The sequence below is a fragment of the Floricoccus penangensis genome (assembly GCF_001832885.1).
Taxonomy (GTDB): Bacteria; Bacillota; Bacilli; order Lactobacillales; family Streptococcaceae; genus Floricoccus; species Floricoccus penangensis.
In genome coordinates this window covers 131,975-144,273 of the sequence record NZ_MKIQ01000031.1, presented here as the reverse complement: position 1 = coordinate 144,273, position 12,299 = coordinate 131,975, and the positions used below count along the sequence as shown (strand labels likewise).

Sequence of the window (12,299 nt, the reverse complement as noted above, 5' to 3'; positions counted from 1 at the left end):
AATTTTAATAACACAAATACAAATTTAGGGGGTTATCATGAAAGCAGGGTTACATATAGAACCTTTTAAGGCATCAGAATCAAAGATTAAAGACTTGAAAATAATTAATACAAAAAGAGTAACAGACAATAGAGGAACTGTACGTGAGTTATATAGGGAAAGTGCCTATTCTTCAATTAATTTGGAATCAAGTTGTTCATGGAAGCAAATTAATTTGACACGTACAAAACGTGGAGCTGTTCGTGGTCTCCATGGAGAAGCCATGTCAAAACTTGTTACTGTAGCATATGGTGCAGCTTTTGGTGTTTATGTTGACACAAGAAGAGATAGCAGTACTTTTGGGAATGTGGTCACTGTTGAACTTATGCCAGGAGTGCAAGTGTTTGTACCACAAGGAGTATGTAATGGGTTCCAGGCGCTGACTGATGATACTGAATATCTTTATTTCTTTGATAATGAATGGGCTCCAGGAATGTCAGGAGTGGCTCTGACACCGCTAGATCCTAAATTAGGAATTAAGTGGCCAATTGATATTGATATTAAAGATCTTGAACAGATTTCTGAAAAAGATATGTCAGCCCCAACATTTGAAGACTTTCTAAAACAATGATAAAAAAGTAGGACTTTCCTACTTTTTTTGATACAGATATATTTGTATAAACACTATATTTAAGCGTTAGACTGATTGAAAATTAAAGTTTTTGCTATACTATCTAAAAGTATAGAATAGGAGCATTATTATGACTATAAAAAGAAATATGGATGTAGAGTGGAACTACACAGGTGATCTGGGTCCTGAGAATTGGCATAACCTATGCGAATGGTATTCAGAAGGTGCGAAGTATCCATATCAGTCTCCAATTTCTCTAAATGTAAAGGACTGTGATAGCCTTCCGATAGAGGAAGAGTTATCAATCCATCATTTGAGAGAGAGATTTACTGAGAAAGAGTTTAAAAATACAATTCATTTTGTTCCTTATAATACTGAAAGCTATGTTGTTTTCAAAGGAGAAAAATATTATTTAACTGATATCCATTTTCATCTACCTTGTGAGCATGAAATAAACGGTGATACATATGATTTGGAAGTTCATTTAGTGCATACAGATAATCACCAAGAAAATTTAGTTCTTGGTGCATTATATAATGTAAGTGATGAATTGAATTGGATTGATGAAAATAATCCAGAAAATATATGGGATTTTGAAAATCATGAAGAATTTTTTAATCCAAGTATGTTTTTACCAACTGATAGTAGCTTCTTCCATTATCTTGGGTCACTTACAACACCACCAACATCTGGTCCGATAAATTGGTTTGTATTTGATAAAATTGGTAAGATGTCTAGAAAATTTATAAATCAGTTTTCAGAAGAAATATTACCCAATAATAATCGTCCTCTTCAAGATAGAAAAAATAGAGATATTTATTATAAATGAGATTCATTTGAAAGAAAAAGCATTAGGATTAGTTAATCCCAATGCTTTTTCCTATTTATATCTACCATCGTAATCTCTAGTTGCATACCCAACAGTAATTGTTGCCCCTTCTTCAGCATATAAACCCGTCCTACCATCTCTACACTCATTATCACTAGAGTACAGTTTAATTACTGCAGAACCATCAGAAGCATATCCATATGTTATTTCCTTACATGTTCCTTTAGGTATTAGCATTCCTCTACGCGTTGCCTCGTATTGTAAATTAGCATCAAAAAATTGAACTTTAAATCCAAGATCAGTCAGTTTTTTTTCTACCTCCTCTTTTGGCAATAAAGAGGTATCAGGAAGCTTTACGTAATCATCTGATTTATATTTTTTTTTAAATATTTTCTTCTTCTTTTGATTGTCTTGCTTAATTTCCGGCTTATTGTCTTGCTTACTATCCTGCGGTTTCTCACCTTTAATTTTTTGTTCAATGTATAGAGAATTATCGGATTTATGAAATCGTTCTGTTGATGTACTTATTATAAATAGTGCAAATGATGAAATTAGTACCATCATAGGTAGCCTAAAATTCTCACTCAACGTAAAATAGTTAAGAATAAATAAAATTATTGCAGTTGCGAATACAAAGTAGGATATTAATTTAATTGAATCATTAAAAAACTCTGAGTAATTAGCGATAAAAATTACAACTAATAGAGCTAAACTTATTTTTAGTAAAGGTTTTTCCATAACTTCTCCTATTTTTATTCTTCTTATTACATTATATATTGTAGTATATAATAGTTCAATATATAATTTTTATATAATATGTACTTATGAGTATGTTATTTTGTGAGTATGTTATTTTGAAAAAAGACAATATTACTCTTGATTTATCATCGGAAGAGATATTTATTTTAAAGAATAGAGTTAGGATTAGTTAATTGCATTGCTTTTTCCTTATTCCTTATTCTATCTACCATCGTAATCTTTAGTAGCGTAGCCAATGATAATTGTTGCGCCTTTTTTTGCATAGTAACCAGATTCACCATCCGGAGTATCTTTCTCCGAGAAATATCTTGTATTATCTGTTTCTGCTTTGTTACATGTATCTTCAGGAATTAATATTCGTTTTTTGTCAGCTTCATTTTGCAAGTTAGCATCAAAGAATCGAACTTTAAGTCCAAGGTCGGTTAGCTCTTTTTCAACATCCTCTTTTTTCATTAGAAATGTATTAGGGACTTTCTCATAACCATCAGATTTGTAAGTTTTATTTTCTTCTTCAGTTTTTTTATTCTTACCTTTAATTATTTGTTGAATATAAGGTGAATCTTCAGATGAATGAATTACTCCAGAAGATAAACTTACTACAAATAATGCAAAAGAAATAATCAAAATTATAGAAGGTAATCTAACATTTTGTCTTTTTTGATAAAGATAAATGAATAACATCACTAATCCATATATAAATAACAATACCGAAATTAGAAATATTATAACAGTAAGTGTATCTGAATAGTTAGCAATAAAAATTACAATCAATGCTGCAATAATTATTTTTGGTAGTGGCTTTTCCATGAATTCTCCTAATTTTCTTTTTCTTATAATATTATATAGTGTAGTGTATAATTGTTCAATAAATAATTTTTATATAAATACTAAAGTAAATAATATATAATTATAAGTAATGAATTATAGAATGGATTGGTATGGACATGGCAAAAGTAAATTTACAGGACGATGAATATATTATTTTAAAAGAGAGTAATATTACTCCGGCTTTACCGATGGCACTTGCAACTGATGAAGTGATTTTTACTAATAAAAATATAATTTATATCAGCAAAGGCTTTTTGGGAGACACCAAAAAAGTTGATTATTTTTTACTCGATGATATAAAAATAATTGATGGAAATGTTCAAATTTTTGAAGTTGAAAAATATAATCTTAAATACTTAGAAATTGATTTTAAAAATAGAAATTTAATGTTTAGTTTTGACAGTGGATACCACCGAAAAAAATGGATTGAGGAGATTACTAACTTTATTAAATCAAAAAACGATAATAAAGTTGTAACAAAATGTGTAAGCTGTGGAGCACAAATTTCTGGTATACGTGGGCAATATACTAAATGTCAATACTGTAAATCTGAGCAGATACTTTAGAAAGTATATTAAATTATGAATAAAGGAAAATACAATCAAGAGTTAAATAACATGAGATTCAAAGATAGATAATGGCTATTAAACATTAATAGATATTCTTTAATATAAATCAGAAGTTAGCATTTGTATATCTTCTAATTTATAAAATAATATTAACTAGTATTGTTTAGCTACAACAGTTATTTATTAAGCTAAGCCTTTCATGATATTTTTTTACCTTTTGTGATAATCAGTAAAATTTTACTTTTAAATATGATATTGTATATATGGGAAGAATTTAGAAATCTGATTGGGGGATCTTATGAATTCAAGGAGTATTGTAGGGAGAACTGATACCGATACAGCGATATTTGTTAGAAATAATATGCCGATTGTTTTGGCAATGGGATTTATTTTACTCTTGATAATTCTTTATTTAGCATTTAAGAAAAAATAAGATGTTGTTATTTGTTGTAATGAGGAAATTACTTTAAAAGAAGAGAAACGCTTGATGAGAAAATCAAGTGTTTTTTTGGTATAATGGAGGAAGATTTTTTTACGAGGAGATAAGAATGAATCCTTTACTAGATAAGATGAATGACAAGCAGGCTGAGGCAGTTGTAACGACTGAAGGTCCGCTTTTAATAATGGCAGGAGCAGGTTCGGGGAAGACACGCGTCTTGACTCACCGTATTGCCTACTTGATAGAAGAGAAGATGGTTAATCCATGGAATATATTGGCCATAACGTTTACCAATAAAGCAGCAAGAGAAATGAGGGAACGTGCAGTTGCGCTAACCCCAAGAGCTCAAGATTCTTTAATTGCAACATTTCACAGTATGTGTGTGAGAATATTACGTCGTGATGCTGACCAAATCGGTTATAATCGTAATTTTACAATTGTAGATCCTGGTGAACAAAGAACACTAATGAAAAGAATTTTGAAAGCAATGAATTTAGATCCTAAAAAATGGGATGCTAAAGCTATTCTTTCAACAATTTCAAATGCTAAAAATGATTTACTAACTGCAGAAGCATACGCAAATAAAGCAGGAAATATGTACCAAGAGGTAGTTGCTAAGTGCTATCTTGAGTATGATAAAGAGTTAAAAAGAAGTGAATCAATGGACTTTGATGATTTGATTATGAACACTTTAAGATTATTTGATAATCAAGAGGTACTTACATATTATCAAAGTCGTTACCAGTACATTCACGTGGATGAGTATCAAGATACAAACCACGCGCAGTATCAGTTAGTTAAGACCTTAGCTGCTCGTTTTAGAAATATCTGTGTTGTTGGGGATGCTGACCAATCAATTTATGGTTGGCGTGGTGCTGATATGCAGAACATTTTAGATTTTGAAGATGATTATCCTGATGCTAAGGTAGTTCTACTAGAAGAAAATTATCGTTCTTCTAAAAATATTTTAGCTGCAGCTAATGATGTAATTAAAAACAATATAAATCGTCGTGATAAAAAACTTTGGACAAGTCGCGATGAAGGTGAAAAGATTATTTATAATCGTGCAAATGATGAAAGAGATGAAGCTCTTTTTGTTGCTGGAATGATAAATTCTGAGATTAGCCAAAATAATAGGACTTATAGTGATTTTGCAGTTTTATATCGTACAAATGCTCAAAGCCGTAATATTGAGGAAGCATTCCTCAAATCAAATATTCCTTACACTATGGTTGGTGGAACAAAATTCTACAGTCGTAAAGAAATTCGTGATGTAATTTCATATCTAAATGTAATTGCTAATGAGCGTGATAATATGAGTTTTGAAAGAATAGTCAATGAACCAAAACGTGGAGTTGGTCCAGGAACTGTTGAAAAACTAAGAGATTTTGCATTAGCTTATGACTACTCACTTTTAGAAGCAGGACGTGAAGTCACTTTGAGTGGAATTAAAGGGAAGGCAGCGCAAGCTATTTTTGACCTAAGCATGCTCTTGTCTAACTTGGCTGACAATATGGATAACTACACAATTACGGACTTAACTAAGGAAGTTTTGAAAAAGACGGGTTACATGGATGCTCTTGTTATGCAAAATAACCTCGAGAGTCAGGCGCGTATTGAGAATATTGAAGAATTTTATACTGTTACGCAAAATTTTGATGAGAAAGCAGACAAGATTGAGGGTGAAACTGGACTTGAACGCTTAAGCCGTTTCTTAAATGATCTTTCATTGATTGCTGACACAGACGATTATGAGGAAGAGCAGTCACAGGTTACTCTGATGACCCTTCATGCTGCAAAAGGTTTGGAATTTCCAGTTGTCTTTGTAATTGGTCTTGAAGAAGGGATTTTCCCACTTAACCGAGCAACTGAGGAGCCAGATGAACTTGAAGAGGAACGTCGTCTTGCCTATGTTGGAATTACTCGTGCAGAGGAAGTCTTATATCTGACTAATGCATCAAGTCGTACTATGTATGGTAAATCAAGCTATAATCGTCCTAGTCGTTTCTTGAATGAAATAAGTTCAGATTTATTAACTTATACTGGACAAGCAAGACCTGCTGGTAGCGGAACTGCATTTAATGCTACTTATAGAGATTCGTCATCACTTTCTAATAAATTTGGAAGTGGTCAAGGAATGTCATTATCACAAATGATGAATAATGGTAATTCACGTAATGCTCAAAATCAAGCAAGAAGGGGCGCATCTGCAAGTGCTAGAACCAGACCGCTTAAGCAAGATAATAGCAACCAATCTAGTGGAACTTCATGGGATATTGGTGATAAAGCAGTTCATAAAAAATGGGGTGTAGGTACAGTCCTTGACGTTAAAGGTGAAGGAAGGGCAATGGAGCTTAAAATATCTTTCCCAGAAGTTGGTATGAAACGACTTTTAGCACAGATGGCACCAATTGAGAAGAAAACGGATGACTAGTCAGAAGATAAAATTTCAGGCAAAACTTCTAAAGAATCCAGATATGGATGCTGCTTATATTGAAATTCCTTTTGATGTTGAGGCTCTTTTTGGTAAGAAAAGAGTATTAGTAGATGTATTAATTAATGGTTTTAGCTATCATGGTCAGTTAGTAAGAATGAAAACAGAATGCCACATCTTAGGTGTTCGAAAGGAAATCAGAAAGTCTATTAATAAGATCTATGGTGATACAGTGAATATTGAATTAAAGGAAAGAATCAAATGAATGGAATCATAAATCTTTATAAGGAAGCTGGGATGACTTCGCACGATTGTGTTTTTAAGCTAAGACGAATTCTTGGTACGAAAAAAATCGGACATGGTGGGACGCTTGATCCAGATGTAGAGGGTGTTTTGCCTATCGCAGTTGGAAAAGCTACCAAAGTTCTTGAATTTATGACAGAGGCTGGTAAGGTTTATGAAGGCCAGGTTACTCTTGGATTCACGACTGAAACTGAGGATGCTTCTGGTGAAATCGTTGAGAAAACTCCAGTAACTAAAAAACTTGACGAAAAGCTTGTTGATGCTACCATGCAAGAGTTTGTGGGTCCAATAATTCAGATTCCTCCTATGTACTCAGCAGTTAAGGTTAACGGGCGAAAGCTTTATGAGTATGCTAGAGCTGGGCAAGAAGTCGAAAGACCTCAAAGAGAAGTTACAATCTATGACTTTGAAAGAACAAGTCCGATTACCTATGAAGATAACCTTGCTAGATTTGACTTCCGTGTTGCTTGTAGCAAGGGTACATATGTTCGTACTTTAGCTGTTGACCTCGCTGCCAAATTATCTTATGCCGGACACATGTCTAGCTTAAAAAGATCAGCCAGTGCCGGACTGCAAATTGAGCAAGCACATAAATTATCTGAAGTAGCCAATTTTAAGGACGAGGGAAGAATTGATGAAATCCTCATGCCGATGGAATATGGTGTAGCAGATATGGTTCGACTTGATTTAAGTGATGAACAATTTGAACGAGTAAAAGTAGGGAAGTTTTTAGAAGTGTCAGAAATTCCAAGTCAGGCTTTGGAAACACAAGAGCTTTTAGCAACATTTTATCAAGACAAATTAGTGGCAATTTATATGCCACATCCAACAAAAAAAGAATCCTATAAGCCTAAAAAAGTACTTATAGAAAATTAGGAGCAATATAGTGGAAGTTATAAAAATAGATACAATATATGATGTAAAAAAAACAGAAGATACAATTTTAGTTTTGGGATATTTTGATGGTCTTCATAGAGGGCATAAGGCTCTTTTTGATGAGGCAAAAAAATTATCTCAAATATTAAATTTGAAGATTTCAGTTCTTACATTTCCAGAAAGTCCTAAATTAGCATTCACTAAATTTAAGCCTGATTTATTAAAACATTTATCAACAACTGAGGATAGATTAAAGAAATTTGAAGAGTATGGTGTTGATTGTTTATATTTAACAGACTTTACTTCAAAATTTGCTCATACTAAAGCTGATGATTTTATTCGTAATTACATTGAAGATCTTGGAGCAAAGGTTGTAGTTACAGGGTTTGACTATACATTTGGTAATGAACGTATGGGAGCAGAGTATTTAAGAAAAAATTTCTCTGGAAAAGTGGTAACAGTGCCAGCAGTTAGAGAACCTTTAGAAGATGGGGAAAATGAAGAATTAACTGATAAAATTTCTTCTTCAAGAATTCGTGATGCTATTGATAAGGGAAATATAAAATTGGCCAATAAATTATTAGGCTATAATTTTATGATTGAAGGAATTGTAGTTCACGGAGATGCGCGTGGTAGGACATTAGGATTTCCAACTGCTAATCTTGTCTTAACCGATAATGTTCATTTACCAGATGACGGTGTCTACGTAGTTGATGTAAACTATGACGAAAAAACATATCGTGGAATGGCAAGTGTTGGTAAAAATGTAACTTTTGACGGCACAGAATTACGTTTAGAAGTTAATATTTTAGATTTTTCAGGCGACATATATGGTGAAAAATTAGAACTTATCTGGCTTGATCGAATAAGAGATATGGTTAAATTTGATAGCATTGAAATGTTAGTTGATCAATTAAAAGATGATGAAGAAAAGGCAAGAACATGGGTCAAGTAAAAAGCGCCTATGTTCATATTCCTTTTTGTACTCAAATTTGCTATTATTGTGACTTTTCAAAAGTATTCATAAAAAATCAGCCAGTTGACGAGTATATTGACTCTTTAATAACTGAGTTTGATTCTTACAACATTGGAGAATTACGTACTTTATATATTGGTGGTGGAACTCCAACTGCCTTAAATAGTCAGCAGCTTGAAAAATTACTTGCAGGACTTACAAGAAATTTAGATTTATCGAAGTTAGAAGAATTTACTATTGAAGCAAATCCTGGTGACTTGGATGAGGAAAAAATCTCAGTCCTTGAAAATAGTCCTGTAAATAGAGTTTCTCTGGGTGTCCAAACTTTTGATGACAAGCTTTTGAAGAAGATTGGTCGTAGCCATACTAGTGAAGATGTTTATCATAATATTGAGCTTTTAAAAAATCATGGTTTTGAAAATATTTCTATTGATTTAATCTATGCTTTACCTGGTCAAACCTTTGATCAAGTTAAAGAGGATTTAAGAAAGGTTCTTTCTTTGGATCTTCCACATGTAGCACTCTATAGTTTAATTTTAGAAAATCATACAATTTTTATGAATCGTATGAGACGTGGGAAACTTAATTTACCAAATGAAGATACTGATGCTGAAATGTATCAATATATAATTGATAATTTAGAACTCGAAGGCTATGAACACTACGAAGTATCTAATTTTTCAAGGCCTGGTTTTGAAAGTAAACATAATTTAGTTTACTGGAACAACGAAGAATATTATGGTATTGGGGCTGGTGCAAGTGGATTTATTGATAGTACACGTTATAAAAATTTTGGCCCAGTCCATCATTACTTAGCCCATCAAAATAAGGTAGTTTCAGAAGAAGTTTTAGACAAGAAAGCTCATATGGAAGAAGAAATGTTTCTTGGCTTGCGAAAAAAATCAGGAGTAAATATTTCTGATTTCGAAGCAAAATTTGAAGAAGATTTTGAAAAACTTTTTGGAAAAGAAGTGAAAAAATTAATCTCCCAAGAACTTATTGAAATTCAAAATGGAGTCATTAATATGACTAAAAAAGGTTTTCTTTTGGGAAATGAAGTGTTTGAAAGTTTTCTACTTGATTAGTATGTGCATCTAGATGATGATGACACACTAACTTATTTATGATAGAATTAAATATCTTTCTTTTATATATTAAATTGTATAGATAGAATTGAAATTTTTGAAAAGAAAAAAATATAAATTATATGAGAAATAAACTAAAACTAAAAACTATTTTCATGATGTCTTTTGGAGTTATTGTGTTAGTTTTTTTGTCTAGTTTGTATGAAAAAACTGGTTTCACAAGTATTTTTGAAGGTTCTGCTAATGATTCGATTAACCAAAACATACAGAATAGACAACTTAATAATGTAAATTTTAAAGAGGTAAATATCCAGGCTCCGATAATAGATATATCTGGCTGGCAACTTCCTCAAGAAATGGACTATGATCAGATAAGTAATCAAATTGTTGGAGCTATAATAAGGGTTCAACATGGTGGTGGATCTGTTAAAAATAATGCTGCTTCAACTTCGTCAGGTGAAGATAAATCTTACAAGAAACATATTGAAGAATTTCAAAGTAGGAATGTCCCTGTTGCAGTGTATGCTTATGCAAATGGTCGAAGCGAAAAAGAGATGCGTAAGGAAGCTCGCGACTTTTATGATAGAGCAAAAGATTATACTCCAACTTATTGGTGGGTTGATGTTGAAGAAGAGACTATGAACGATATGAATGCAGGGGTTGAGGCATTTAGAGATGAGCTTGAAAGTCTAGGAGTAGAAAATATTGGTATTTATACTCAAGATTGGTTTTTATCAGCTTTTCAAATAAATGTTGATAAATTTAATGCAATATGGTTTGCACATTATGGTGGAGATACAGGATTTCTTGACTCTAGGCCAGAAACGGATAAACATTATGAACTGCATCAATATACTTCGCAAGGTAAACTTAATGGTTATCCTAACCAATTGGATTTTAATATTGCGACTAGTAGAGAAGACTATGAAAAGATATTTACTTATAAATAGAATTCCAAGAGCTTAGGCTCTTTTTTTGTTAACTAAAATTTTATTTGAAAAAATTCAATGATAATTGATAGAGGAAGTCTTTAATTTTTTATGATAAAATTAACACAAGAAAGAGAGATGACTATGGGATTAAAATATTCAAAAGATTATACTGTTAGCTATTTTGACGCAGATGTTAACAGTAATATGAAGTTACCAAATTTGATGAGTGTTGCATTGGAAGTTTCTGGTGAACAAAGTAGTGTAGTTGGTAGAAGTGATAAATATTTAATTGATACTTATGGATGTGCATGGGTGGTACTTGAATATAAATTCGAAATTACTCGCTTACCTGTTTATGAAGAAAAACTAAAAATTGTTACTGAAGCTACATCTTATAATAAATTTTTTACCTATCGTGATTTTGTTTATTATGATCAGGATGGACAAGAATTAGTTAAAATATCTTCAACTTGGTCACTTATGAATTTACAAGAGAGAAAAATCGAAAATATTACTGATGAAATTGTCGCTCCTTATCATTCAGAAAAATTAAATAAACTTGTCCGTGGAAATAAATATAAAAGACTTGAAGACTATACAATAGAACATCAATATTCTGTAAGATTCTATGATTTAGACATCAATGGTCATGTAAATAATACAAAGTATTTTGATTGGCTAGTTGATGTACTTGATGATCAATTTTTAACAGATTATGAACCAACGACAATGTACTTTAAATATATAAAAGAAATTCATTATGGTAGTCAGGTTGAAAGTAAAGTTTTAGTAGAGAATTTAACTACTTATCACGAAATTTATACAGGTAGTGAGAAAAATGCACAAGCTGAAATTATTTGGAGGAAGAGAAATAAATGAAATATAAAGGTTACTTACTAGATTTAGATGGTACTATCTATCTAGGAGAAAATAAAATAGAAGCAGGTACTCGTTTTGTTAAACGCCTGCAAGAAAATAATATTCCATATTTATTTGTTACAAATAATACTACTAAGACACCTGAGCATGTTCAACATAGATTAACTTCAATGTTTGATATTGATACTCCGGTTGAAACTATCTATACTGCAAGCCTTGCTACTGTCGACTATATGAATGAATTAGGACGTGAAAAATCAGCATATGTTATTGGTGAGCAGGGTCTTAAAGATGCAGTTTATGGTGCAGGATATATTGAAACAGAAGAAAATCCATCATATGTAGTTGTGGGCCTTGATAATGATTTAACTTATGATAAATTGACGGTTGCAACTCTTGCGGTTCAATCTGGTGCAACTTTTATTGGAACAAATCCCGACTTGAACATTCCAACTGAGCGTGGGCTACTACCTGGAGCTGGTTCAATAATTAAACTTATTGAAGTAGCAACAAGGGTTGAACCAGTAATAATTGGTAAACCAGAAGCTGTAATTATGGACAAGGCAGTGGATAAACTTGGCTTTGACAAGAAAGATCTAATAATGGTTGGGGATAACTACTTAACTGATATTAATGCTGGAATTGAAAACGGGATAGATAGTCTGCTTGTTTTGACTGGATTTACACAAAAAGAAGATGTACCTAACCTACCAGTTGCACCGACATATGTAATTGATTCTTTGGATGATTGGAAATTCTAGTAAAAAGAGCTCATCAACA

14 protein-coding genes are annotated in these 12,299 nt (G+C 32.1%); 12 read left to right on the top strand and 2 right to left on the bottom strand.

Going from position 1 to position 12,299, the window contains the following annotated elements:
- Nucleotides 1-37 precede the first annotated feature (37 nt).
- Both BG262_RS10145 and BG262_RS10140 read left to right on the top strand, forming a co-directional pair.
- Nucleotides 38-610, top strand: coding sequence for a dTDP-4-dehydrorhamnose 3,5-epimerase family protein (locus BG262_RS10145; protein WP_070788788.1), 573 nt, complete (start codon nt 38-40; stop codon nt 608-610).
- Nucleotides 611-740: 130 nt separating this feature from the next.
- Nucleotides 741-1,439, top strand: a complete 699-nt coding sequence (locus BG262_RS10140; protein ID WP_070788787.1) for a carbonic anhydrase family protein — start codon at nt 741-743, stop codon at nt 1,437-1,439.
- A 51-nt stretch (nt 1,440-1,490) separates the two neighbouring features.
- Here the strand turns inward: BG262_RS10140 and BG262_RS10135 are convergent, their stop codons facing one another.
- Both BG262_RS10135 and BG262_RS10130 read right to left on the bottom strand, forming a co-directional pair.
- On the bottom strand, nt 1,491-2,177 hold the full coding sequence (locus BG262_RS10135) for a hypothetical protein (RefSeq protein ID WP_070788786.1): 687 nt from the start codon (nt 2,175-2,177) through the stop codon (nt 1,491-1,493).
- A 222-nt stretch (nt 2,178-2,399) separates the two neighbouring features.
- A complete protein-coding gene (locus BG262_RS10130; RefSeq protein ID WP_070788785.1) occupies nt 2,400-3,005 on the bottom strand; it encodes an MARVEL domain-containing protein in 606 nt (201 codons plus the stop codon).
- Between the two features lie 137 nt (nt 3,006-3,142).
- On the opposite strand from BG262_RS10130, the gene BG262_RS10125 reads away from it, so the two are divergent.
- From BG262_RS10125 to BG262_RS10085, 10 genes are all read left to right on the top strand, one after another.
- Nucleotides 3,143-3,592: a hypothetical protein gene (locus BG262_RS10125; RefSeq protein WP_143602687.1), complete on the top strand. Its 450-nt coding sequence runs from the start codon at nt 3,143-3,145 to the stop codon at nt 3,590-3,592.
- A gap of 301 nt (nt 3,593-3,893) precedes the next feature.
- A complete protein-coding gene (locus tag BG262_RS10980; RefSeq protein ID WP_267887010.1) occupies nt 3,894-4,028 on the top strand; it encodes a hypothetical protein in 135 nt (44 codons plus the stop codon).
- A gap of 115 nt (nt 4,029-4,143) precedes the next feature.
- Nucleotides 4,144-6,468, top strand: coding sequence for a DNA helicase PcrA (gene pcrA, locus BG262_RS10120; RefSeq protein ID WP_070788783.1), 2,325 nt, complete (start codon nt 4,144-4,146; stop codon nt 6,466-6,468).
- A complete protein-coding gene (locus BG262_RS10115; protein WP_070788782.1) occupies nt 6,461-6,733 on the top strand; it encodes a DUF1905 domain-containing protein in 273 nt (90 codons plus the stop codon). Before pcrA ends, BG262_RS10115 begins: the two co-directional genes overlap by 8 nt.
- Nucleotides 6,730-7,647 (top strand): tRNA pseudouridine(55) synthase TruB, encoded by a 918-nt coding sequence (gene truB / locus BG262_RS10110; RefSeq protein ID WP_070788781.1) that lies wholly within the window; start codon nt 6,730-6,732, stop codon nt 7,645-7,647. Before BG262_RS10115 ends, truB begins: the two co-directional genes overlap by 4 nt.
- 10 nt (nt 7,648-7,657) lie before the next feature.
- A complete protein-coding gene (locus BG262_RS10105; protein WP_070788780.1) occupies nt 7,658-8,602 on the top strand; it encodes a bifunctional riboflavin kinase/FAD synthetase in 945 nt (314 codons plus the stop codon).
- A complete protein-coding gene (gene hemW, locus BG262_RS10100; RefSeq protein ID WP_070788779.1) occupies nt 8,590-9,708 on the top strand; it encodes a radical SAM family heme chaperone HemW in 1,119 nt (372 codons plus the stop codon). The genes BG262_RS10105 and hemW overlap by 13 nt, the downstream gene beginning before the upstream one ends.
- Nucleotides 9,709-9,884: 176 nt before the next feature.
- Nucleotides 9,885-10,658: a glycoside hydrolase family 25 protein gene (locus BG262_RS10095; RefSeq protein WP_233278854.1), complete on the top strand. Its 774-nt coding sequence runs from the start codon at nt 9,885-9,887 to the stop codon at nt 10,656-10,658.
- Between the two features lie 90 nt (nt 10,659-10,748).
- On the top strand, nt 10,749-11,519 hold the full coding sequence (locus BG262_RS10090; RefSeq protein ID WP_083312979.1) for an acyl-[acyl-carrier-protein] thioesterase: 771 nt from the start codon (nt 10,749-10,751) through the stop codon (nt 11,517-11,519).
- Nucleotides 11,516-12,280, top strand: coding sequence for a TIGR01457 family HAD-type hydrolase (locus BG262_RS10085; protein ID WP_070788777.1), 765 nt, complete (start codon nt 11,516-11,518; stop codon nt 12,278-12,280). The genes BG262_RS10090 and BG262_RS10085 overlap by 4 nt, the downstream gene beginning before the upstream one ends.
- The last annotated feature ends 19 nt before the right edge of the window (nt 12,281-12,299 follow it).